This is a genomic window from Sorangium aterium (genome assembly GCF_028368935.1).
Classification (GTDB): Bacteria; Myxococcota_A; Polyangia; order Polyangiales; family Polyangiaceae; genus Sorangium; species Sorangium atrum.
The window spans coordinates 1,348,436-1,371,796 of sequence record NZ_JAQNDK010000005.1 but is presented as its reverse complement, the minus strand read 5'-3'; the positions used below and the strand labels follow the sequence as shown (position 1 = coordinate 1,371,796).

General features: G+C 69.7%; 16 protein-coding genes. 11 read left to right on the top strand and 5 right to left on the bottom strand.

What is annotated here, in order from left to right:
* Nucleotides 1-62 precede the first annotated feature (62 nt).
* The gene (locus POL72_RS43445) at nucleotides 63-2,741 is read left to right on the top strand and encodes an O-antigen ligase family protein (RefSeq protein WP_272102778.1); all 2,679 of its coding nucleotides are present in this window, start codon (nucleotides 63-65) and stop codon (nucleotides 2,739-2,741) included.
* A gap of 58 nt (nucleotides 2,742-2,799) precedes the next feature.
* Complete coding sequence (locus tag POL72_RS43440; RefSeq protein WP_272102777.1) at nucleotides 2,800-4,062, top strand: hypothetical protein; 1,263 nt, start codon at nucleotides 2,800-2,802, stop codon at nucleotides 4,060-4,062.
* Here the strand turns inward: POL72_RS43440 and POL72_RS43435 are convergent.
* Nucleotides 4,059-7,559, bottom strand: a complete 3,501-nt coding sequence (locus POL72_RS43435) for an FG-GAP-like repeat-containing protein (protein ID WP_272102776.1) — start codon at nucleotides 7,557-7,559, stop codon at nucleotides 4,059-4,061. The genes POL72_RS43440 and POL72_RS43435 overlap by 4 nt on opposite strands.
* A gap of 267 nt (nucleotides 7,560-7,826) precedes the next feature.
* Between POL72_RS43435 and POL72_RS43430 the strand changes: the two genes are divergently transcribed.
* The 5 genes from POL72_RS43430 (at nucleotide 7,827) to POL72_RS43410 (ending at nucleotide 15,546) form a co-directional block, all read left to right on the top strand.
* The gene (locus POL72_RS43430) at nucleotides 7,827-10,127 is read left to right on the top strand and encodes a GumC family protein (protein WP_272102775.1); all 2,301 of its coding nucleotides are present in this window, start codon (nucleotides 7,827-7,829) and stop codon (nucleotides 10,125-10,127) included.
* A gap of 12 nt (nucleotides 10,128-10,139) precedes the next feature.
* Nucleotides 10,140-11,693 (top strand): hypothetical protein, encoded by a 1,554-nt coding sequence (locus POL72_RS43425; RefSeq protein WP_272102774.1) that lies wholly within the window; start codon nucleotides 10,140-10,142, stop codon nucleotides 11,691-11,693.
* 164 nt (nucleotides 11,694-11,857) lie between these two features.
* Nucleotides 11,858-12,667: a hypothetical protein gene (locus POL72_RS43420; RefSeq protein WP_272102773.1), complete on the top strand. Its 810-nt coding sequence runs from the start codon at nucleotides 11,858-11,860 to the stop codon at nucleotides 12,665-12,667.
* A gap of 60 nt (nucleotides 12,668-12,727) precedes the next feature.
* Nucleotides 12,728-13,993 carry a glycosyltransferase family 4 protein gene (locus POL72_RS43415; RefSeq protein ID WP_272102772.1) on the top strand — a complete coding sequence of 422 codons (1,266 nt, stop codon included), beginning with the start codon at nucleotides 12,728-12,730 and terminating at the stop codon, nucleotides 13,991-13,993.
* Nucleotides 13,990-15,546, top strand: a complete 1,557-nt coding sequence (locus POL72_RS43410) for an alginate lyase family protein (protein ID WP_272102771.1) — start codon at nucleotides 13,990-13,992, stop codon at nucleotides 15,544-15,546. The genes POL72_RS43415 and POL72_RS43410 overlap by 4 nt, the downstream gene beginning before the upstream one ends.
* Before the next feature lie 24 nt (nucleotides 15,547-15,570).
* Here the strand turns inward: POL72_RS43410 and POL72_RS43405 are convergent, their stop codons facing one another.
* From POL72_RS43405 to POL72_RS43390, 4 genes are all read right to left on the bottom strand, one after another.
* Entirely contained in the window at nucleotides 15,571-16,317 is a 747-nt protein-coding gene (locus POL72_RS43405) for a class I SAM-dependent methyltransferase (protein ID WP_272102770.1), read from the bottom strand.
* 56 nt (nucleotides 16,318-16,373) lie between these two features.
* Nucleotides 16,374-17,888 carry a glycosyltransferase family 4 protein gene (locus POL72_RS43400; RefSeq protein ID WP_272102769.1) on the bottom strand — a complete coding sequence of 505 codons (1,515 nt, stop codon included), beginning with the start codon at nucleotides 17,886-17,888 and terminating at the stop codon, nucleotides 16,374-16,376.
* 469 nt (nucleotides 17,889-18,357) lie between these two features.
* On the bottom strand, nucleotides 18,358-18,822 hold the full coding sequence (locus POL72_RS43395; protein WP_272102768.1) for a serine O-acetyltransferase: 465 nt from the start codon (nucleotides 18,820-18,822) through the stop codon (nucleotides 18,358-18,360).
* Nucleotides 18,819-19,925: a glycosyltransferase family 4 protein gene (locus tag POL72_RS43390; protein ID WP_272102767.1), complete on the bottom strand. Its 1,107-nt coding sequence runs from the start codon at nucleotides 19,923-19,925 to the stop codon at nucleotides 18,819-18,821. Before POL72_RS43390 ends, POL72_RS43395 begins: the two co-directional genes overlap by 4 nt.
* Nucleotides 19,926-20,412: 487 nt before the next feature.
* Here POL72_RS43390 and POL72_RS43385 point away from each other — a divergent pair, with 487 nt between their 5' ends.
* From POL72_RS43385 to POL72_RS43370, 4 genes are all read left to right on the top strand, one after another.
* On the top strand, nucleotides 20,413-21,030 hold the full coding sequence (locus POL72_RS43385; RefSeq protein WP_272102766.1) for a helix-turn-helix domain-containing protein: 618 nt from the start codon (nucleotides 20,413-20,415) through the stop codon (nucleotides 21,028-21,030).
* A gap of 12 nt (nucleotides 21,031-21,042) precedes the next feature.
* Nucleotides 21,043-22,266: an IscS subfamily cysteine desulfurase gene (locus POL72_RS43380; RefSeq protein WP_276597827.1), complete on the top strand. Its 1,224-nt coding sequence runs from the start codon at nucleotides 21,043-21,045 to the stop codon at nucleotides 22,264-22,266.
* Between the two features lie 72 nt (nucleotides 22,267-22,338).
* Entirely contained in the window at nucleotides 22,339-22,776 is a 438-nt protein-coding gene (gene iscU / locus POL72_RS43375; protein WP_272102765.1) for a Fe-S cluster assembly scaffold IscU, read from the top strand.
* A gap of 73 nt (nucleotides 22,777-22,849) precedes the next feature.
* Entirely contained in the window at nucleotides 22,850-23,332 is a 483-nt protein-coding gene (locus POL72_RS43370; protein WP_272102764.1) for a HesB/IscA family protein, read from the top strand.
* Nucleotides 23,333-23,361 lie beyond the last annotated feature (29 nt).

Genomic DNA, 23,361 nt, shown 5'->3' with positions numbered 1-23,361 from the left:
ACTCGATGGTACCCTGAGCGATCCCGTCCCTCTGCGGCGCAGATCGACTACCCTGTCCGGCCGTGACGACGGACTCCACACGCCCGAAGCTGAGGTCGCCCGCCGAGCTCCGGCGCTCGATGGGCGCCGCGGCGCGGGGCCGCCCAGGAGGCGCCGCACCGCCGGTCGCCGAGCGCGTGATCCCGTGGCTGCTCGGGGCCACCGTCGCCGGGTCCGTGCTCTCCATCGGCGCTGTCCATACGCCGACGCTGGCCCTGGTGTCCGCGGTCGTGGCGATCGCCGCCGCGCTCTCGCTCCGCGCCAGCGCGCTCGGGGGCGAGGCGTCTCACGTGAAGACGCTGCCGGCGCTCACGCTGCTCGGCTTGACCGCGTATACCCTGCTGCAGGCCGTGCCGATGCCGCTCGCGTGGCTCGATCGGCTCTCGCCGGCGAGCGCCGACATCTGGTCGCGCTCCCTGATGCCGCTCGGCGAGGCGGCGCCGCGGTACGCCAGCGTCTCGCTCGACCCCGGGGCCACGCTGGTCGAGGCCGTGAAATGGTTGACCTATACCGGTGTCTTCATCACGGCCGCGTTCGTCGGCGCGCGGCGCGGCGCGAAGCTCGGGATCACCCTGGTCTTCGGCAGCGCGTTCCTCGCCGCGCTCACGACGATCGCCCACGGGCTGCTCGGCGCGACGACCGTCTTCGGCCTGTATCAACCGCGGTTCTCGGTGGCGTCATGGCACGTCGGACCGCTGCTCAACCCGAACAACCTCGCCGGTTACCTGAACCTCGGCATCCTCTCGGGGGTCGGGCTGCTGCTCACGAGCAGGCCCCACCTGCCGGCCTGGGTCATTGGCGTCGGGCTCACCACGATCGTCGGTGTCGGCATCATCGCGTCGTCTCGCGGAGGGCTGCTGGCGCTGCCGCTCGGCCTCGCCCTCTTCGCGTTGCTCTCGCGGCGGCGGCGCGGCAGGCACCGCGCCGCCGCCCGCGGCCGGGGCGCGGCGGCCTGGCTGCTGAGCGTGGCCATCGGCGGCGGCGCGCTGCTGGCCGCGCTCGCCACGACGAACCGCACGCTCTCGGAGATGGCGGACGACAACCTCGACAAGCTGTCGCTCTTTCGCTCGACGCTCCCGCTGCTCGCGGATCACTGGCTCCTCGGCATCGGGCGCGGCGCATTCGAGACGGTGTTCCCCGCGTACCGACAGTCGCCGGGGAACATCGTGTTCACGCACGCCGAGAACGTCGTGATCCAGTGGGCGGCCGAGTGGGGCGCTCCGGTCGCGGCGGCCTCGCTCGTCGCGCTCGGCGTCGCGTTTCGCCCGGGGAAGATCGCCCTGCGCGCCAGCACGGCGGCGCTGGGCGCCTGGGTCGGCTGCGCGGTGCTCCTCCTCCAGAACCTGTTCGATCTCGGGCTCGAGGTGCCAGGCGTCAGCATCGCGCTCGCGGCGACCCTGGGCTCGCTCTGGGGTGAGGCCCACGGCGAGCGGCCGCGGCAGGAGGCTCCTGCAGGCGAGCCCGGCCCGGAGCGGTGGCGGCCGTGGCTGGCGGCGGGTTGCGCCGCGCTCTCCGCGCTCGTGCTCGTCTCCCTGATGGTGCGCTTCGGCTGGCGCGACGTCGACCACGACCGCCGATCGCTGCGCGCGCAGAGCGACGCCGGCGCGGCGAGCGGCGCCGGCTGGCCACGCTTCCGCGAGGAGCTCCGCGCGGCGATCCTCCGCCACCCCGCGGAGCCGTACTTCCCGTTGCTCGGCGCGGTCGCCGCGCTGCGCGGCGGCGGCGAGAGCCCCATCCCATGGCTCCAGCGCACGCTCGAGCGCTCACGCCGCCACGGGCGCGCTCACCTCCTGCTCGCGGAGGTGCTCGCGTCGCGCGGCGCCAAGGAGCAAGCGCTCCTGAGCCTGCGGCTCGCCGTGGAGGACGACCCCGGCGTGACCGACACGGCCGCAGGGCTCGCCCGGCAGTGGACCCACACGTGGGAGGAGCTGCTGCGGGCCGTGCCGGAAGGCAAGGCCGGGGTCGCGGTGCTCGAGCGCATGGCCACCACGGGCGACCGCCGGGACGAGGTCGACCTGCGCCTGCGCTGCGCGGAGGAGGCGATCGAGCGCGACCGCGCGCGGATCGGCGCGCACTGGGCCGCCGGCGATGCGTTGCTCGCGATGCTGGAGGCCCCGGGCTCCGCCCGCTGCGGCGGTGACGACGGGCGGAGGGCCGCCTGCGAGCGGGAGATCGAGGCGCACGCTGCGGCGGTGCAGGGGCTCGACGACCGCTCGTTCTTCGCGGTCCAGCTGAGGGCGCGGCTCCTCCTCCTGGGCAAGAAGAGCGCGGAGGCGGAGCAGCTGCTCGCGGGGAGCTGCGAGCGGCTGGACAACCGGGCCGGCTGTCTTCGCCTGCGGGTCGTCGCGGCGGCGCAGATGGCCTCGTCCGAGAGGCTCCTCCCCGCGCTCCGCGAGCTGCTCTCCGCGTCCTGCACCTCGCTCGCGGCGTGCGCGGCGACGTCGACCTGGGCCGGCGATCTGCTCGCGGCGCGGGGGGACTATCCGTCGGCCGTGACCCACTACGCGCGGGCAGCGCAGGACGAGCCGACGGAGGAGCGCCTCCTCAAGCTGGCCGACGCCGCCGGCCGCGCGGGCGCGCACATCGAGGCGTCGAAGGCGCTGGAGCGCCTGCTGCAGCGGCGCGGGGGCCAGGACCCCGCGCTGCGCAAGCGGATCCTCGAGGAGAAGGCGAAGGCGCTGGCGCCGTCGCTCAGCCCGTAGGTAGATTGCGCGCGATCGTGGCCATGCTCGCCTTCCTCAATCTCCCGCGAATCGCCCTGTGAAGCTGTCGTCGTTGCTGCGCGCTGGAATGCACGGCGGCGCCGGGGTCGCTTTCGCCGTCATCCTGCCCCGCGCCGCCTCGCTCGCCGCCCAGTGGGTGCTCGCGCTGTCAGCCACGCCCGCGGCGCTCGCCGCGCTCGCCAACTACACGTCGCGAGGGATGGTCGTCGTCGCGCTGGTCTCCGCTGGCCTCGCGCCGATCCTGGCGCGCCGGGCGCGCGCCTTCGCGACCAGGGGCGGCCGCGCGCTCGTGGGCGGCGCCATCGCCCTCATCGCCGCGTTCGCCTTCAGCTGCACGCTCACCCACGAGCTGACCTCGGGGCTGGGCGGGACGGCGGGGGTGGTCACCGCGGTCTTCAGCGCGTGCTCGCTGCTCGCCGCCGCCTCGCCGAGCATCTGGCCGATCTGGCAGCTCCGGGGGCGGTATTTGCACGCGCTCGCGGTGCTCCTCGTCTTCTCCCCCGGCGCTTCCATGCTGGCCGCGCTGGCGGGGCGCCCCGATGCCGTCGCCGTCGCGATCGGGATCGCCGGCGCCTCGCCAGCGCTGCTCCTCCTGCGCCCGACCCGGCTCCGGCGCGCCGCACGTTACGCGGTGCTCGTCGTCCGGCGCGCATTTCCGTACTCCATTGCGAACTTCTCGACGGTCCTCGTTTACCCGATCTCGCTCAGCGCCAACCTGAAGCTCATCGGCGACCATCGCGTCGGGCAGCAGGTGCTCTACTGGTCGTTCGCCGTGGTGCTCTCCCAGGCTTCGCAGGCGTTCGCCGCGCGCGCCATCGCAGGCGCGAGCAGGTCGGGAGACGAGGCGGCCTGGCAGGCACGCGCCCTGCGCGCCTGGCTGCCGCCGGCCGCCCTGCTCTCGATCGTCGGCGCGACCATCTACGTGATCTTCACGGTCCGGCTCCCCGCGCTGCCGTACTCGGGCGCCGCGCGCGACGCCATGACGATGACGATGCTGGTCTCGGGGATGGCTCCGCTCATCACGGACGCCATGTGCATCTACTTCTCTGGCCCGGGTTCGCGCCGCATGCTCGCGGCAGGCAGCTTGCTGAGCAGCGCATGTGTGGCCGGATGGCTCCTGCTGGCGCCGACGCTCCTGGTCCGCCATTTCGGTGTGTTCGGCCCCTCGGTGCTGGTCGGCGTGGCGCGCCTCGCCTTCGTGATCGATGCGCCGGTGCGACGGTACACGCTCGCCGCGATACTCCTGCTGACAGCAGCCTTCGCGCTCACGCTGGCGCTCGGTGGAGGCGTGAGCTTCTAACGCGCCGGCCGAGCGTCGTGCGGCCAGCGCCCGCGAGGTGCCTTGGTCCGGCGGCGCGTCGTCCGGCGGCTCGGCGGCGCGCTCGCCGCCCCGCGGGCCCGGACGAGGGCAACGAGCGCCAAGGCGGCACCGCCGAGGCCGGCCGCCATCGAGGCCGGGCGCTGCCCTGGCACCTCGGTGCAGACGCAGCCACGGCCGTAGAGCAGCGTGTCGTCCCATCCAGCCGTGCCGGCTCCGCCGGGACCTGCGCCGCCGGCGCCCCCTGCCCCGCCATCGCCGCCGGCGCCCCCTGCCCCGCCACCGCCGCCGGCGCCCCCTGCCCCGCCACCGCCGTCAGCGCCTCCGGCTCCGCCGCCTCCCCCCTGGCCCTGCGGCACCCTCACGATCACGCCGTCCGACCCCCGGTCCGGCGAGAGCCCGGCGGCAGAGACCGCGCGCACGCCGACGTAGTACTTCGCCCCGTCGAGGAGCGGCAGCCCGCCGATCGAGGCCTCGGCGACGTCGCCGACGTCCTGCCACGCAGGCGAGCTCACGTAATCGCCTTGCCCACCCACGACCGTCACCTGATACGACGCCGCGCCATCGACCTTCGACCATCTCATGTGGAGCGTGTCTCTGGTCTCGATCTCGTCGATGTCCTCGCCCTGATCGCCCCTGCTCGGATCGACATCCCAGACGAGCTCGGGCGCCGGCAGGATCTCGTGGCGCATGTCGTAGAGGTAGCCATCTGCCACGCTCACGAGGATGTCGTCGTGGCCGTCACCGTCGGTGTCTGCGAGGCTCGGTGAGCCGACGGGGCTGCCGAAAGCATAAGACCACACGAGGCGCCCGGAGCACGCGTCGACCGCATAGAGAAAGCCGTTCGTGGAGCCGACGAGGGCGGTCGGACCGGCGGACGCGCGCCCGGTCAGGTTCCGCGAGATCGCCACGTCTCCGAGCTGGCCCATCGGGGCGCCCACCCGCGCTGCGGCGGCCTCCGCGTCGAACGCGCCGTCGCCCGCAAGGACGATGAAGCTCGATCGCCCCCCGCCGGCGGCCTCCAGCACGGAGAACGTCAGTCGCGCCGGGTTCATGAACGACCCCTCAATGAGGACGGTCTTGCCGTCGCAGCTCGCGATCGCGCCGTGCGGGTAGGGACGGATGTCCTCCGCGCCCTTCCACAGCGCGGCGCTCAGGTCGTTCGGCAGCGCCCGCGCAGGGGCATACCCCCCCTGCAGCGTCATCTCGAGCCGATGATCTCCCGACACATTGGCGAGGATGGGCATGAAATAGAGCAGCGTCTCCGGGTTCTCGCCGAGGGTGCTCCCGTTCCGACCCGAGAGCACCTTGGCCTTGTTGATCGCGACCGCCACGTCCTCCGCGCCGTCGCCGTTCCAGTCGGCGATCGCGACAGCCTGGGTGCCGGCGGAGGCGTCGATACGGTGTTTCCACCGCTCTCCGCCGCTGCGTTCGATCGCGATGACGTCGGTGTGCAGGCTCGGATCGACCGTGACCGCCACGAGCTCGCGCGCGCCGTCTCCGTCGAGATCCCCCTGCAGCACGTCCCACACGGGGGGCTTCTCGAGCGGCGTCTCGCTCGCCTGCCTGCCGTTCGCGTCGAGCGTCGCGACGGCGTACTTCACCGGATCGGTGAGCGGGTGCAGCCGCCTGAAGCACGCGAGCGTCGCGGGCGAGCTCCCCTCGGCGGGCACGATGGACGCGCCGAACGCGTCCTTCACGCGCCAGGCGGGCTTGGCCGGCGCCACATTGCTCGCGCCGTCGGACGCGATCCGGAGGAGATCGCCCCGGCTGTCGACGACCACGACGCTGGCGGTGGCGTCCTCCGGAGAGAACCTCGCGGCGAGCGGGGCGCGGCCAAAATTGACGTAGGCGCCAGGACCTGTATAGAAACCGCCGACGCGCATCCCGGGCAGGACGTCGCGCCCCTCCCGCACGAGATTCGAGGGCTCGAACGACGCGTCGAGCAGCGTGAGGAACCCATCGGCCCGGGAGACCACCAGCCGCGGCCACGAGGGAGACGTCGCGACGGGCAGCTCGAGCGCCGCGACGCCGCTGCCGGACTCGACGGCGTAGACGCCCGCGACCGATGCCCCACCTCCCCGCATGTCAACCGCGGTGAGCGCCACGGGCTCCGACGTCGACTCCAGCACGAGCTCACCAAGTCCGTCGCCCGTGAGATCCGGAGTCACCAGCGAGAAGCCGAGGTTCGTCCTGCGGGATCTTGCCCAGTCGAGCCGCGTTCGCACCCGCTCGCCGTCCAGCGACCAGAGCCGCTCCAGCGAGCCGCCGGCGGCGCGGCTGAACCTGAACGCCGACACGCGCTCTTCGAGCGACGTGACGAGCCATTGCTCGGAGCCGGCATCTCCTGGCACCGCGCCCTGCGCTATCGCATCGGGAATGGCGGCGAGCTCGGCGCCCGTGGCTGCATCGAGCACGAAGGTCGTCCAGGTTTCGCCCACCTTGCCGCTCGCCACCACCTCGAGCGCGCCGTCGCCGTCGAGATCCCACGCGAGGCGCGTCGGGGCGCGGGCGTCGCCGACGTCCTTGGGGCTGAGGGTCTTTCGCCAGACCACGGCCAGCGACGGGCTCTCGTCCGGCCTGTACGCGAGCAGGGTGACCTCGCGTGCGCCCTGGTTGCTGCGAACCCGATTCTGGAAGCAGAGCGCGAGCTGACCGGGGCTGGCCGGGTCGCCCAGGGTCACCGCCTCGCAGACGGCCCCGCCGAGGTGGGCGCCGATGCTGGCCGACTTCGCGAAGACCTCCCCTGTTCCCGAGACGAGGAACAGCTGGTCATACGAGGACACGAGGAGATCGTCGGCGCCGTCTCCGTTCCAGTCGCCCACGGTGTCGATCGTCGCGTTGCAGCGCGTGCGCCGCGGAGGAGGCGGCAACCTCTCGACAGCGCCGAACCCCCCAGCGAAGCTGTAGATGACACCAGGGCTGTCCGTGCGCACCGCGCAACAGCCGCACTCGTCCAGGAAGAGATCGAGATGACCGTCGCCGTTGAAATCCGCGAGGCGCGCGGCCCCGAGCGTTCCGAGCTCCGAGGCGTCCTCGCGCCACAGGATGGCTCCGCTCGATCCATCGATGACCGCTGCGCCCGCGCCGCTCAGCGCGACGATCTCGATCCGCCCGTCTCCGTCGAGATCGTCGAAGGAGTGCAGCGTCTGCAATCCCAGCGATGGGGTGCTCCAGCGGACGAATCCCAGCGGATCGGAGAGGACGACGCGGCCGCCGGACACAAAGAGCAGGTCGATATCGCCGTCCTGGTTCACATCCCCTGCGAGCACCCGGCCTGTCGAGAGGACACCGCCGAGGTACGCCCGCCAGTAGGGCGCCGGCTTCACGATATTGCTCGTGGACGACGTGGCGCCCGTGCGCTGCGCGTCGTGACGGGCAGATGGCCAGTCGGCGAAGGCCGAGGCCCCCTCGAGGAGGAGCGCAGAGCAAACGGCGCTCGCGACCGCGCCGCGCGCCATGAAGGACGATCGTTCCATTCTGACTGCCCGAGCGCGTTTCCCGCTTCCGGACGCGCGGCCGGAGTGTACTCCATCGGCGCGAGCGTCGCACCGCGCGAGAATGTGCCGCACCTGGCCTCCTCCGACGCCCCCCCCGGCGCCAGGCCGCGCATTGTCACGATGCGCACATTATACTACATCGTCCCCCTATTGTGAGCCCCGGCTTGAATTTTGGAGACGCCGCGGGCACCTTAGCCCTCCGCGCGGACCTCTACCCTCCACGAAGGCGCTTCGAGCGCATGACTTATGGCCGACGAATCCAGAGCCCCTTCCACGATCGCTCCCCGCGACGACACCTCAGGCGAGCGCACGTTCGACCTCGTCGTCACCTGGCGAACGGTCAGCAAGCACTGGGCCATCGCGCTGACCACCCTGCTCCTGGTCGCCCTCAGCGTCACGTTCTATACGCTCGGGCAGAAGAAGATCTATCAGTCCGCGGCGACGGTGCAGTTCGATCCGAACCCTCCTCGTCCGCTCGGCCGCGGGGTCGACACCGTGGTCGACATGGGCGCCGGCTCGTACTGGAACAACCGCGAGTACTATGAGACCCAGTACAAGGTCATCCGGTCCATCCGGGTGGCGCTGGCGGTCGTCGCCCAGCTCAACCTGCAGAACGATGCCTATTTTCTGAAGGACCTCCCGAAGGACGCGACCTCACCCGAGCCGATGTCCGTGACCCCGGAGGAGGCCGCGGAGCTGCTGCGCGAGCGGCTCGCGGTCGAGCCGGTGAAGGACAGCCGCCTCGCGGTGATCCGCTACAACGACGCGGATCGCGAGCGGGCTCAGCGCATCCTCTCCACGTTGATGGACATCTACATCGAGCAGAACCTCGATGACGCGGTCGCCTCGACGAACTCAGCAGTCGATTGGCTCCGGGCGCAGCTCGACAAGCTGAAGAACGATCTCGAGACGAGCGAGACGTCGCTCCACGAATACAAGCTCAGCAAGAATATCCTCGACGTCGATTTCGAGGACAAGACGAACCTGCTGCGCGAGGAGATGAAGCAGATCAACGACGCTCTCACGTCCGTGCGCACGAAGCGTGAAGAGTTCGCGGCCCGGAGCTACGAGCTGTCGAAGCTCGACCCGAACAACCCGCTCGACCTCCCCGCCTCCGAGCTCATCCAGAGCCCGGTCCTCCAGATGCTGCGCGCGCGCCAGGAGGAGTGCGTCCGTGAGCGCGACGCGCTCATCGGCTCCGGCAAGGGGGAAAACCACCCCGACGTCCGCGCCGCGACCGAGCGGGTCGCCGCCAACAGGAGCGCGCTGATCGCCGAGATCAAGAACGTTCAGGGAGCGGTCAACCGCGATCTCGCCATCGTGAAGCGTCAGGAGGGGGGCCTCGTGGGGCTGATCGAGGACGCGAAGAAGCAGGCGTTCGAGCTGAACTCCCTCAAGATCGAGTACGATCGACTCCGCAGGACGAAGGAGAACACAGAGAAGCTGTACCAGCTCGTCCTGGAGCGCACGAAGGAGAGCGATCTCCAGCGAATGCTTCGGGTGAACAACATCCACGTCCTCGATCGGCCGAACTTCCCGCTCACCGCGCTGCGGCCGCGCGTCGGCGTCAACATCGGGATAGGCATCCTCGCCGGGCTGCTCCTCGGGATCGGCGCGGCGCTGGCGCGGGCGATGCTCGATCGCACGCTGCGGACGCCGGATGAGGTCGAGCGGGAGCTCGGGCTGCCCTTCCTCGGCCTCCTCCCGGAGTTCGACAAGCGGGACCAGAAGGAAGCCCAGCGCCGCAGGGCGCGCCACCGCGGCAAGGCCGCGCCCCAGCTGGGCCGGCGCGAGCTCGTCGTGCACGATCAGCCGACGAGCGGGATCGCCGAGGCGGCGCGCGCGATCCGGACCAACCTGCTCTTCATGTCGCCCGACCGGCCTTACAAGACGCTCCTCATCGCCAGCGCCGGCCCCAGCGAGGGCAAGACGACCGTGTGCTGCTGCATCGCGGTCGCCATGGCGCAGGCCGGACAGAAGGTCGTCCTCATCGATTGCGACCTCCGCAAGCCGCGCATCCACCAGATATTCGGCAAGAGCCCGGAGCTCGGCGTCACCAGCGCGCTGCTCGACGACTCCGTGGTGGACGACGAGAGCGCGCTCAAGACCGAGGTGGAGAACCTCTACGTCATCCCGGCAGGCCCGATCCCGCCGAACCCGGCGGAGCTCCTGCACAGCGATCGCTTCCAGGCGCTGCTCCAGAAGCTCCAGAGCCGCTTCGACCGGGTCATCATCGACAGCCCTCCCATCGTCGCGGTCACCGACGGCGCCGTGCTGTCGACGCTGGTCGACGGCACGGTCCTCGTCGTGCGCGCCTCCGCGACGAGGCACGACTTCGCGCGCCATGGGATCCGCGCGCTGCTCGACGTCGGCGGCAAGACCGTGGGCGTCGTGCTGAACGCCGTCGACCTGAAGCGCCAAGAGTACGGGATTTACCACTACTATGGCGACAGGAAGGACGGCTATTACCACGCGCCCTCCGAGCCGCCGCCCCCGGCCCCGACGGACGGTCCTCCACCTCCCTCCCCACCCCCCTTGCCGAACTGAGGAGCGCCGCCGTTGCCCTCGCTGAGACTCCCCCGCGCGCGCGGCGCTGCGCGCGCCGCAGGCCCGGCGCCCGCGCGGCGGACGAAGACGCCCCTCGGCCGGATCACCGCGACGCTCCTCGTCGGGACGCTGGCGGCCCTCGGCCCGATCCTCGAGGGAGCGCTCGGCGACGGGCGCGGGTGGACGATCGGCCTCCTGCTCTTGCTGGCCGCCCCGTCGCTCGCCCGCGCCGGCGGCCCTCGCTTCCATCCGCTCGATCCAGAGACCTACATACCAGCCACCTATTTCCTCAGCGTCGCCTACTCACCTGTCCTGCGCCTCCTGATGTCCCGCGAGTTCTCCTTGTCGAGCCATGAGACGGCAGCCATGCGGGTGGCCTACGCCGGCGCGGTCGGGTGCGCCATCGCGTGCACTGCGCTGAGCCGCCGCCAGGAAACGCCAGACACGCAGCGCATGGTCCCGATGCACAGGCCAAAGGCGACGCTGGACCAGGACTGGGCCACGATCATCGTCGGCGTGCTCGGCCTGGGGCTCGTGGCCACGTGGATCGTCACGATCGGCGTGGGACGGTTCTTCTCGTTGAACTACGCCTCCAATCACCTCGAGGCAGATGGCAAAGGGCTGCTCCTAGGCGGCTGGCATTTCATCGGGGTGGCCGTCGTCTACCTCCTGCTCCGGGCCGCATCGCTCCGCAAGGCCGGGCTGGCCGTGCCGAGGGTGATCTCGCTCGCGGGGCTATGCTTCTTCGCGAGCTTCCTGCTCAATACGGTCATGGGCCGGCGGGGTCCCCTCGTCTGGCTCGTCCTCTCCATCGCCCTCGCCGTACATGCCTACGGCATCAAGATTCGACGCGTATGGCTGGCCGTCGGGATGGTGAGCATCGTCTTCTACGGCTTCTTCGTGGAAGGCGCCCGCGCCCAGCAGGGCAAAGGGATTGACGCACAGATATCGTCGGCCAGCGCATACCTCGATCGGATCGAGAACCCGCTGGAGATCGGAGAGCTCCAGCGAGTTTACGCCAACCTCGTCACCATCGTGAACGAGCAGCCGCCCATCATCAGCTACCCGGGTGAGAGCTGGGTGAACGCGTTCCTCATCCTGGTGCCCAAGCCGCTCTGGAGCGAGCGACCGCTCGGCCTCGCGCAGCAATACGCCTTGTGGACGGCCCCCGACCTCGCGCGCCGCGGCGCCGGCTTCGCGATGGGCGCCGCCACCGAGGGGTACCTGAACTTCGGGCTCGCCGGCACGGCCATCGAGATCGCGGTCTTCAGCGCGTTCTTCTTCATGCTTCCGCTCCTCGTGGCCAGCGCGCGCGGCTCGCCCCTGCTCGTCCGTGCTACGGCGGTGAACCTTGCCTCGTTCGCATACAACCAGTTTCGTGGTGAGCTGACCGCGCTGCTCAAGATCGCGGTGTCGCTGGGGATCGCGCTGCTCGCGGTGCTCGTGCTCACCTCGGTGGTCGCGCACCTGCGGCGCGGGATGGCGGCGCTCGGCCCGACACGCAAGAGCTCCGGGCGGCGCCAGCGCGACCCGCGCCTCGGCCCCTCGTCGGCGCTGGGGCGATAGCCGCGCCGAGGCGGAGTTGGCCGGCGCGAGGACAACGCGGGACAGCGCGCTCGCAAGGATGAACCCCGCGGCGTGCGGCGCCGGAACATCAAGAACGAAGAAGTCAGGTCCCTATCATCATGAGAGTTCCCGTTCGTTTGAACCGTTCAGGCTGGCCGGCGCGGATGCTGCCCCGCAGGGTCTGCTTCCCGGACCCGAGGGCTCTGCTCCGGCCTGAGGAGATCACGTCGCCCGAGGTGTTCTCGGAGCGCATCTCCGTCCTCTTGCTGGGCGGCACCTACAAGACGACGCGTCCGGGCAGGCACCGGCAGAGCGATGCCCTCCTCGTGGGAGCGCTCCGGCAGAAGCGCCCCGTCGTCCTCGATGTCGGTGCCTCCGACGGGAGCACGGCGCTCGATCTGATCGCCGCGCTCGGCGACGCCTTCGAGGCGTACTATGTGACGGACAGGGCGCTCTCGCTCCGGGTGCGCGCCGACGGCGGCGGGCGGGCGTTCTTCTATGATGCCGACGGCGCCTGCGTCCTTGCGGCCACCCCGCGCCTCCTGTTCTATCCCGCGGCGGCGGGGTCGCGCCGCTGGTCGCGCTGGGTGCTCCCGGGGTCGCGCGGCGCCATCCCGCCCTTCGACCCGGCCTATCCAGAAGTATCCCTCGTCCAGCCGAAGCTCCGCGAGATCGCGCGCCGGGACGCCCGCGTGCGCCTCAAGCCTCACGACATCTTCCAGCCGTGGGACGGCCCCGCGCCGACGGTCGTCAAGGCAGCGAACATCCTGAACCGCGCCTATTTTTCCGACGATCGGATCCGCCTGGCTGCGCGCAATTTCTGGCGCGCCCTTTCGCCTGACGGGCTTCTCCTTGTGATCGACAACCGCGACGCCGAGAAGGCTTCGCTCTTCGCGCGGACGGAGAGCGGCTTCGGGCACATCGACAGCATCCATGGCGGAACGGAGATCAAGGCGCTCATCCTGAGCTGCTGACGGCCCTCTTCCACCAGGAGCGCAGCTCGCTCTCCACGCAAGGACCTCCCCGAAGCCCTCATGCGCATCCTCTACGTCTCTCCCTACTTTCCCCCCGAGCCTGGGGCCCCGGCCGCGCGCGTCTCCGAGCTCGCCCGGGCCTGGCGGCGCGCCGGACACGAGGTCACGGTCCTGACGGGCATGCCGAACCACCCGACAGGGGTGATCCCGGCGGCGTACCGAGGTCGGATCCGCGTGGAAGAGGACTTCCACGGAGTGCGGGTCCTTCGCACCTGGATTTACGCCGCCGCCAACCGGGGCAAGGTGCGTCGCTCGCTCGCGTACGGGTCCTTCGCCCTGTCGGCGCTCTCGCTCGCGCAGCTCGGGTTACCGCAGGCCGACGTCCTCATCGCGACGAGCCCCCAGTTCCTCGCGGCCGTGGCCGGCTATGGGATCGCCAGGCTCCGCGGGCTGCCGTTCGTGTTCGAGGTGCGGGACCTCTGGCCCGAGTCGATCGTGGCCGTGGGCGCGCTGTCGGCCGGGCACGCGGTCGTGCGCGGGCTCACGCGCGTCGAGGAGCACCTCTACGAGGCGGCCGATGGGATCGTTGTCGTCACGCAGAGCTTCCGGGAGCGGCTCACCCAGCGAGGCGTCCCCGCCGACAAGATCGACGTCATCAGGAACGGCGTGGACCTCGACCGTTTCACCCCCTCCTCGCGCGACACGCCGCTCCGGGAGAAGCTCGGCTTCGGTGAGCGGCTCGTCGTGGCTTACGTCGGGACGCACGGGATGGCGCACGGCCTCTCCGCCGTGCTCGACGTGGCGAACGGCCTGCGCGCCCGCGACGACATTCGCTTCCTGTTCGTCGGCGAGGGGGCGGAGCGGGCCAGCCTGGAGGCGCGCGCCCGGGAGCTCGGGCTCTCCAATGTGACGTTCCTCGGCGCGCTCCCGCGCGACGCGATGACCGAGGTGTATGCGACCGCCGATATCTGCCTCGTCCCGCTGCGCAAGACCGAGCTCTTCCAGACGGTCATCCCGTCCAAGATCTTCGAGATCCTCGCCATGGAGCGGCCGATCGTGATCTCGGTCGACGGCGAAGCGCGGTCCATCGTCGAGGAGGCGAACGCCGGTGTCTTCGCTCCCCCTGAAGACGTACCGGCCATGACCCGGGCGATCGTCGAGCTCGCCGCCGATCCCGAGAGGCGAAGGCGCATGGGGCCGGCAGGGCGGGCCTACGTGATACGCTCGTTCGAGCGCGACATGCTCGCGCGTGACTATGTCGATGTGCTGGAGCGCGTGATCCGCGGCTCGCGCTCTCCTGAAGGCCAGCGCAGGAGCGAGCGATGAACGTCCCGCGGATCGCCCGCACCCTCGTCCAGCTCCATCCGCTGCAGGTGCTCGCCCGCCCTGTCGCCCTTGGCCATCGCGCGCTCGGCGGGGGGCCGAGCGCGATCCTGGCGCCGCGCGTCCGGCCGGGCTTTGCCGCGTCGCGCCCGCGGTTCGCGGCCTTCGCCGACGCGGAGAAGGAGCGCGGGCGCGCGCGGCTGGCTGCCATTCCCGAGGGGTCGCTGCTGCACGCCTACGAGCGCGCCTACGGCTATGAGCTCGGGGCCGAGCCGACCCTCCCTGCCCCGAGCGCGTGGGACGACCCGATCGCGTCGCACCCGTTTCCCGCGTCGGTGCGCGCCCGCCGGCTCGCGGTGGCGGCGCGCCTCGGCCGCCCCGGGCTCTCTGCAGAGCTGGCGCGCGCATGTCGGGCCGTCGCGCTCGGCCTCGAGCTGCACCTGCTTGCCAATCACCTCCTCGAAAACGCGATCGGGCTCGTCTGCGGCGGCGCGGTGGCCCAGGGGCCCGAGGCCGAGGCGTGGTGGCGGCTCGGCTCGGCGATCCTGGCCTGGCAGCTGCCGGAGCAGTTCCTCGCGGACGGCGGTCATTTCGAGCTCTCCGCGTCGTACCACCTCGCGCTGACGGCCGGGCTGCTCGAGGCCATCGAGCTTGCGCGAGCGGCCGGGCGCGAGGTGCCCGAGAGCTGGCGGACGACGGCGGAGAGGGCCCTCGGGTGGGCTGCAGCCGTGCGCGCGCCGGACGGCTCGTACCCCCTCTTCAACGATGCATCGCTCGACGCCGCGCCCGAGCTCGACCAGGTCCTCGCCCTTGGCGCGGACCTCGGCCTCTTCATGCCGGACAGTGCCTCCGGCGGCGAGCGGGGGGCCCCCGGCACGCCGCCGGACGACGCGCCGTCGTTCGACCACCTGGCAGACACCGGCTGGGTGATCCTGCAGCTCGGCGACCGGGCCTGGCTCGCGCTCGACGCGGGGATGGATGGTGCCCCCTATCAGCCCGGGCACGTGCACGCGGACGCCCTCACCTTCGAGCTATGGCTCGGCGGAGAGCGCGCTGTCGTCGACTACGGGGTCTCTAGCTACAAGGCCGACGGCGACCGTCAGACCACCCGCTCCACACGCGCCCACAACACCGTGGAGCTCGGCGACGTGGATTCGAGCGAGGTGTGGAGCGCCTTCCGCGTCGGCCGCCGGGCGCGCGCGGAGGTGCGCAAGCTCGAACGCGCCCCGGCGCACGTCGCCGTGGAGGCCGAGCACGACGGGTATCGAGCCCTCCCTGGAGCCCCACGACATCGCCGGAGGCTGGAGCTGTCCGCGCGGGAGCTCGTGGTCCTCGACGACATCCTCGGCGGCAGGACGAGCGCGTGCTCCCGGCTCAGGCTCGACGAGGCCGCCGTGCGGCGCCAGTCCATCGAGGTCGAGGGCATCCAGCTCGCGCCGGAGCGGAGCTCGGGCGTATGGCATCCCTGCTTCCGTAAACCCCAGGCAGCCACGGTGTTCTCCGGGCGCGGCGACGTGCACGGCGCCTGGCGTGGCGGCTTCCGCCTCCGCTTCTAGTAGAGCGGGGTGCAGGTTCGTGCGCTACTCGCGCACGAGGCTGCCTGTGAGCGTGATGCGGAAGGGCGCGAGCGCCTCGACCTTGTCGAGCACGAGGTGCAGCGCCACCGCAGCCTGGTGGAGCCCGGGAATCAACACCGTATACGTCGGGTGATCGACCCCGGTAGCGAGCTTGTCGACGCGGAAGCCCGCGGCCTTCGCGAGGCGGTTCACGGCCCAGACCGTGTTCATGCGGAAGTACGTCGGGTACGGCTTGGAATTGCCGCTGCCGCTCGTCCCACGCAGCAGCCCGACGTAGAGCGTATGAAACCAGTGCGGCGTGAGGTGCGTCGCGAGCCCCGAATAGGAGAGGAGGTTCGGCGCCGTGAAGACGAACCGCCCTCCCGGCCGCAGCAGGCGGTGCGCCTCTCGCAGCACCGCCTCGGGCCTCTCGAGGTGCTCGAGCAGGTGGTCTGCGGCGATCACGTCCGCGCAGCCGTCCGGCAGCGGGATCGACTCGCCGTAGGCGCAGATATGCTTCTCCGCCGGGTTGCGCGCGAGCGCCTCCTCGTCCGGATCGACCGCGTAGATGGTCTTGCCGTCGAGCGGCACCGTCGCGACCTTGCCGAACCACAGCGGCCCGCAGCCGAGGTGGATGATGTCCGTCGCCGACGCGACCGCCTCGTCCACGATGCCCTGGTAGACCTTCCAGTAATGCGCATGATCGCTGACACGATAATAGAGCTCGTTCGTCTTGCTGTTGAGACCAACGATGCTGCGGGCAATGTCCACGATGTCTCCTCAGTCAGTCCGGCGGCACGAACAAATCAGCGGGGGATGGATGCCTCTCACACCACCGAGAAGCGCCCCTGCGGGCGCGAATCCCGCGCGCGCGGCGGCGGCGGCCGGCGCAGCAACAGGCGCTCTGCGGAGTCCACGACCAGCTGCAGCAGCATGTCGGCCTGCGGACTGACCGCGCACTCTTCGCTGTCCCAGCGGAACCGCAGCTCGACGGTCTCGCCCTCGAGCTGGATCGGGAACACCGCGACCACCGCCTCCCGGAGCTGCTGCGGCGTCGCCGTATCCTGCGCCCAGTTCCAGGGCTTCACGCGCGCGCTGCCGTTCGCGCCTGCGGAGCTCACCTCGAGCGCGACGAGCTTCGCCTCCTCGGCAAAGCGCTCGAGCACCGGACGCAGCTTTTCCACGCCGCTCGCGGCCTCGATCTCCATGAGCGCCCACGGCACAGCGCGGCGCAGCGCCTCCACGGTGGCCTCGCGCGCGCGCCGGGCGTCCTGCGGCTGCGCCCCGAAGAGCGGGAGCGAGCCTGCCGTGCGCACCACGATGAAGAGCACCACGCTGCAGGCGACGAGGGCGAACCCGATCTCGAGCGAGCGACCGACATACGCGACCAGCGCGACCACGGTGAACAGCAGGCTGAGCCCATACAGGATCAGCACCGCGCTGCGATGCGAGTGGCCCTTGTCGAGCAGCTTGTGGTGAATATGCGAACGATCGGCGGAGAAGATCGGCCGGCGAGCGACATAGCGCCGCACCATCGCCGAGATCATGTCGAAGATCGGCAGGCCCAGCGCGAGAAGCGGCACCATGACGGCGAGCGCGGTGCCGCCCTTGTGCGTGCCCACCCCGAAGAGAGGGATCGCGGCCAGCATGAACCCGAGGAACATGCTCCCGGTGTCGCCCATGAAGATCGTCGCGGGGTGAAAGTTGTGAAACAGGAACCCCACGATCGCGCCCGCGAGCGTCGCCGCGAGCAGGCAGATCACCATATTGCCGGGGTAGCCGCCGAGGTACGCGGTGATGAAGTTCGCGACGCAGGCGAAGAAGCCGACACCCGCCGCGAGCCCGTCGAGCCCGTCGATCAGGTTGACCGCGTTGATGATCGCGACGAACCACGGAATCGTCACCAGGAACGAGAGCGGCCAGAACGATACGTGTCCGAAGTACGGCAGCGTCACGCACTCGAGGCGGAGCCCGAAGGCCCAGGCGATCGATGCGACGAGGACCTGCGCGGCCAGCTTGTGCCGCGCACGCATTCCCTTCGTGTCGTCCCAGGCGCCGACCGCGGCGATCCCCAGCCCTCCAGCCAGCAGCCCCACCACCAGCGAGTGCTGCGAGAACCACCTCAGCCCGATCTGCGTCCCCAGCGCGGCCAGGATGAACAGCGGCAGCACGAAGCCCGCCACGATCGCGAGCCCGCCCAGGCGTGGGATACACCGCGTGTGTACGCGCCGCGCGGTCGGTTCGTCCACCGCCCCCACAGTCACCGCCAAACGGCGCACGAGCGGCGTCGCTGCCCACGACAACACCAGCGCCAGAATGACCGCCGTGAGCGTACTTACCATCGCTCGCTCCTATGGAAGCCCCGCACTAAGATGCGGCGCGGCGCGCGATATTCATAGCTCATCACCATTGCGGACAATCCGTTGTCGGTGCGCACCTAGTACCCCAAGTAAGCACACGGAACAACCCATGAGCAGGCTTTGGTCTGCGGCTGGCGTGTCAAATTTTCCGTTGACGATCGAATTTTACAGTATCACGACACAATTTTACCTGCGTGTGTGAACCGTGATGCGTCGGCCTCGGCCTGGTGACATTGTCGTTTACCGGCCTCGGCAGTGGCGGGGTCTGCCGTGAAAGCGGAGGCGCCTTCCTCGAGGCAGGCGCGTGGCCCCGGCGAGCCCTCCACCGCCCCCGCAGCGCGGGGAGCCCGCTTGCAGGCCCGCACGGGCCGCGCGCGTCATGGAACCGGGGGAACCGGGCGCGCCTGGAGATGCGCCCCGTCACGCGGTGGGGCTGACCTGATCCTGCGGATCAGGCGTTCGGGTCATCCAGCTCGTAGTACTTGAGCTTCCTGTCGGACGCGATGATCCTGAACGGATTCCCCGCGACGACGGAGTTGGACGGCACGTCCTTGTTCACGACGCTGTTGGCGCCGATGATCACGTTGTCTCCGATGGAGATATCGCCAAAGATGGCGCTCCCCGCCCCGACATAGACGTCGTTGCCCAGCCGCGGGACCCCCTGGCTGCCGAAGTTCCTCCCTATCGTGACGTTCTGGCTGACGAGGCAGTTGTCGCCGATGGACGCCCTCGCATGGATCACCACCCCCAGCCCCCAGTAACCAAGCCTGAAATTCGCGCCGATCGTGGCCGAGGACGGGATGAACACCGAGAACAAGAGCCTGTTCAGCCAGGTGATGGCCGTGGCGATGGAGCGCAGCTTGTTCCGGTAGAAGAAGTTCCCCATCCGGTAGAGCAGCACAGAAGGGTTCTTCATAGCGTTGACAGGAGCGACCTGAACTTGGTGATGGCATCATCGAGCCGGTTGGCCTGCCGCACCCGCTCGACCGAGCGCCGCGAGAACTCCTGCAGCAGCGCCGGCTCCCGGAGCAAGGTCTGGACCGCCTGCGCGATCTGGCCCGGGCTCCCGACGTCGACCAGGAGGCCGTTCTTCCCCGAAACGATGAGGTCATTCACGGCACCCACCCTGCTGGACACGACGGGGACGCCGAGGGCCATCACCTCCAGCAACGCGTTCGGGAACCCCTCGCTGTGCGACGTGAACAGGCACAGATCGAACGACGAGATCACGTCCTTCTTGTCGCTGACGAGCCAGCCCGCGTACTCGGTGTTCCTGAGCTGATTCTCGGCGATGAACCGCTTCACGTTCTCGCGCTCGCTCCCGTCCCCGTAAATCTTGGCCTCGACCCAGGCGCCCGCGCGCTGCAAGAGGAGCATGGCCTCGAGGAAGTCGTAGATCCCCTTGCGCTTCTCGATCCGGTTGAAGTAGAGCAGCCGAAGCGGCCTGTCCATGACCCCGGGATAAGCCTTCTGCCCCCCCTCGCCAAAGCAGGAGTCAGGCAGCCAGTTCTCTATGACGACGAGCTTGTCCCCGTTCCCTTCGGGCACCATGCCCAGGAAGAAGCTGCGCCAGTAGTCGCTCTGGCATATCAGCGCATCGCAGGCGCTCACGACGGCGCCCAGGTACGACCTGTACAGCCTGCTCCTGGCGACGTCGTCGATGATGGGCCCCGATCGAGGGAAGATGACGACCTTCTTGCCGAGCATCTTGCCCAGAAGCCCGATGGATCCCTTCTCGACGAAGCTCAACCCCGAGCTCGAGAACAAAAGGACCGCGTCCACCTCGGAGAGCAGCAGCTCCCGGACGCACCGGAGCACCCTCGATCCGATCTTGGGGAGCCTCGAGAACACCGACGAGACCTGGATGCTGTCGAGGGTGGAGTCGACCAGCAGGAAGTCGAAGTCATCCTTCAGATCGCTCTCGATCAGAGAGCGACAAGCGAAGTACTGCCCACCTATCCTGCCGTCAGAAGGGGGATTGAACGAGCCGACGAACAGAATTCGTTTCTTGCCTGTCATCTCATCTCTATCGTCAGGGGCAGTAACATACATGTGCGTCGCTGTTTAGCAAGCCGGGGACTCGACTGCCATCGCCGCGCGCGGCGAGCGCGCGACACGCGAGAAGGAAATCCGAGCGCATGCAGAGTCGGACGGCGACGTCATCAGCGCCTGACGGACGCCGGGCGAGTGATGCCGATGACGCGGAGCTCGCTCCGCCGGCCTCCGATGCGGCCGCTGCGTGGCCCCCGGCGCAGCGCTCGACCGCTGCCGCCTATCGGGCGCCGAGCGACAGGCCTGAGCCGGACCATCCCGCATGACGCGGCGCGACAAAACCCGCGTCCCGCGGTGCGCCCCCCTGGATGCTCCTCCGGAAGGTCACGCGGCGCTCGATTTCGCCTCCTTCCGCCATGTCACGCAGACTCCCGTACAACCCGGTTGACAGTCTTGGCGCGGCGCCCTACAAGGTCCGCAACCCTAACGCGTACGTAAGGGTTAAGGTTCCCCCATGACGACCCGCCACCACCTTCCCGTTGCCCACGAGCAAAGCATCGGCGGGCCCTTCGTGTCCAGCGCGTCCAAGGCGGACGCGAGAACGGAGGCGCCTGACGGTGCCGAGGGGGAGGAAGACCGTCTGCTCCAGGTGGGGGACATCGCCAAGGCGACAGGGAAGACCGTGCGGGCGATCCACCACTACGAGGAGGTCGGGCTGCTCATCCCGCACGCCCGCTCCAAGGGTCGCTACCGGCTCTACGACCACGCGGCCCTCACCCGGGTCCGGTGGATCGGCAAGCTCCACGACCTCGGCCTGTCGCTGAGCCAGATCCAGCAGATCGTCTCGACATGGGAGTCGTCCTCGTCGGCCCCCGGGGCGATGTCGCAGATCCGCCACGTCTACCAGCAGAAGCTCGAAGAGGTGCGGGAGCAGATCGCGCACCTCGAGACCCTCGAGCACGAGCTCGTGGCGAGCCTCGCCTACCTCGACACCTGCGAGACGTGCGACCCGGCAGAGCTCGTCGCCGCCTGCACGAACTGTAACCTCCACGACAAGAGCACGGCCGAGCCCGAGCTCGTCGCCGGTATCCGCGGCAATGGGCATTGCCGCCACGGCTCGAATCACCGCTGAGCGAGAAACACCATGGGTATCCATCTTCCGATCTACATGGACTACCACGCGACGACGCCGGTCGATCAGCGTGTCCTCGACGCCATGCTGCCGTATTTCAACGGCAAATTCGGCAACGCCGCGAGCCGGAGCCACGTCTTCGGCTGGACGGCCGAGGAGGCGGTCGGCCACGCGCGCGAGACGCTCGCCAGGTTCATCGGCGCCTCGAACCCCAAGGAGATCGTCTTCACCTCCGGCGCGACCGAGAGCGACAACATCGCCATCAAGGGGGTCGCCGAGTTCTACAAGGACAAGGGCAACCACATCATCACGAGCGTCATCGAGCACAAGGCGGTGCTCGACACCTGCAAGCGGCTCGAGAAGCAGGGCTACGAGGTCACCTACCTCAAGGTCGACAAGTACGGGATGGTCGACCCGGACGACGTCGCCCGGGCGATCACCGACAAGACGATCCTTGTCTCCATCATGCTGGCCAACAACGAGGTCGGCACGGTCCAGCCCATCGCCGAGATCGGGAAGATCACGAAATCGAAGGGCGTCCTGCTCCACTCCGACGCGGTGCAGGGGGTCGGGAAGGTCCCGTTCAACGTCGAGCAGATGGGGGTCGACCTCGCGTCGGTGACGGCCCACAAGATCTACGGCCCGAAGGGCATCGGCTGCCTGTACGTGCGCAGGTCGAAGCCGCGCGTCCGCATCACCGCGCAGATGGACGGCGGCGGCCACGAGTTCGGCATGCGGTCCGGCACGCTCAACGTGCCCGGCATCGTCGGGTTCGCCAGGGCGGCCGAGATCCTCATCGAGGAGGGCGAGGCGGAGTCGGCGCGCATCCTGTCGCTGCGCGAGCGGCTCAGGAACCGGCTCTGGAAGGAGCTCGACGCCATCCAGCTGAACGGCTCGCCCGATCGGCGGCTGCCGGGCAACCTCAACGTGTCGTTCAGCTTCGTCGAGGGCGAGGCCATGATGATGGCGATCAAGGACGTGGCGGTCTCGAGCGGCTCGGCGTGCACGAGCGCCAGCCTGGAGCCCTCCTACGTCCTCCACGCGATGGGCATCGGCGACGACCTCGCCCACTCGTCCATCCGGTTCGGGCTCGGGCGCTTCACCACCGAGGAGGAGGTCGACTACGTGGCTGACCTCGTCATCCGGAAGGTGAACAAGCTGCGCGACATGTCGCCGCTCTACGAGATGCACAAAGAGGGGATCGACCTGAACAGCGTGCAGTGGGCGGCCCACTGACGAGCGGCGCGGGCGCCGCCGGCCCGACAGAGCGAGATTTCGAGACGAAAGGAAACGGTCGAGGAGAGAGCCATGGCATACAGCGATAAGGTCATCGAGCACTACGAGAACCCCCAGAACGTCGGCACGCTCGACAAGAATGACGAGCACGTCGGCACCGGGCTCGTCGGCGCTCCGGCCTGCGGCGACGTCATGCGCTTGCAGATCAAGGTCGGCGAGGGCGGCGTCATCGAGGACGCGAAGTTCAAGACGTTCGGCTGCGGGTCGGCCATCGCGTCGTCGTCGCTCGCCACCGAGTGGCTGAAGGGCAAGACGATCGACGAGGCCGAGACGATCAAGAACAGCATGATCGCCGAGGAGCTCCACCTGCCTCCGGTGAAGATCCATTGCTCGGTCCTCGCCGAGGACGCGATCAAGAGCGCCATCGCCGACTTCCGCGCCAAGCAGCAAGCGAAGAAGGAGCTCGCGGGCGCGGCGCCTTCGGCCACCGCGACGGCGAGCGCTGAGTAACAGCGCCGGGGCTTCGGGGCGGAGGCGGCCCACAGCACCGGAACCGGAACCGGAACCGGAGAAGGAACGACGCATGCAGAGCAGTGAGCAGACCACGACCAAGGCGGCGGACACCGGGCCGCACGCCGCGCCGACCGCGACCGCGACCGCGGACGCCGCGCCCGCGCGCGGCGACGGGGCCTCGGGCGAGGCGGAGGCGAAGTCGAAGCGGACGCTCTCGGTCAGCGACGCCGCGGTGCAGGCCATCCGGGCGCAGCTCGCCAAGCGCGGCACGCCCGAGGGCGCCATCCGGGTCGGGATCCGCGGCGGCGGCTGCTCCGGGTTCTCCTACGTCATCGAGTTCGAGGACAAGCCGCCCCGGTCCGGCGACCTCGTCCTGGAGTTCGCCGAGCCGGACAAGGCGACCGTGCGCGTCTTCTGCGACAAGAAGAGCATCCTCTACCTGGGCGGCTCGGTGCTCGACTGGGAGAAGACGCTCATGTTCCAGGGCTTCAAGTTCAAGAACCCGCACGAGGCGACGCGCTGCGGCTGCGGGCACTCGTTCACGGTGGCCTGAGCCGCCGCAGGGAGCGCGCGCGAGAGCTC

Bases quoted from the DNA above. Each gene is read 5' to 3' on its own strand.
- POL72_RS43385 (WP_272102766.1), top strand. From the start codon at position 20,413: ATGACGACCCGCCACCACCTTCCCGTTGCCCACGAGCAAAGCATCGGC.
- POL72_RS43410 (WP_272102771.1), top strand. From the start codon at position 13,990: ATGAACGTCCCGCGGATCGCCCGCACCCTCGTCCAGCTCCATCCGCTG.
- POL72_RS43435 (WP_272102776.1), bottom strand. From the start codon at position 7,559: ATGGAACGATCGTCCTTCATGGCGCGCGGCGCGGTCGCGAGCGCCGTT.
- iscU (WP_272102765.1), top strand. From the start codon at position 22,339: ATGGCATACAGCGATAAGGTCATCGAGCACTACGAGAACCCCCAGAAC.
- POL72_RS43420 (WP_272102773.1), top strand. From the start codon at position 11,858: ATGCTGCCCCGCAGGGTCTGCTTCCCGGACCCGAGGGCTCTGCTCCGG.
- POL72_RS43415 (WP_272102772.1), top strand. From the start codon at position 12,728: ATGCGCATCCTCTACGTCTCTCCCTACTTTCCCCCCGAGCCTGGGGCC.
- POL72_RS43400 (WP_272102769.1), bottom strand. From the start codon at position 17,888: ATGGTAAGTACGCTCACGGCGGTCATTCTGGCGCTGGTGTTGTCGTGG.
- POL72_RS43380 (WP_276597827.1), top strand. From the start codon at position 21,043: ATGGGTATCCATCTTCCGATCTACATGGACTACCACGCGACGACGCCG.
- POL72_RS43430 (WP_272102775.1), top strand. From the start codon at position 7,827: ATGGCCGACGAATCCAGAGCCCCTTCCACGATCGCTCCCCGCGACGAC.
- POL72_RS43370 (WP_272102764.1), top strand. From the start codon at position 22,850: ATGCAGAGCAGTGAGCAGACCACGACCAAGGCGGCGGACACCGGGCCG.
- POL72_RS43390 (WP_272102767.1), bottom strand. From the start codon at position 19,925: ATGACAGGCAAGAAACGAATTCTGTTCGTCGGCTCGTTCAATCCCCCT.
- POL72_RS43395 (WP_272102768.1), bottom strand. From the start codon at position 18,822: ATGAAGAACCCTTCTGTGCTGCTCTACCGGATGGGGAACTTCTTCTAC.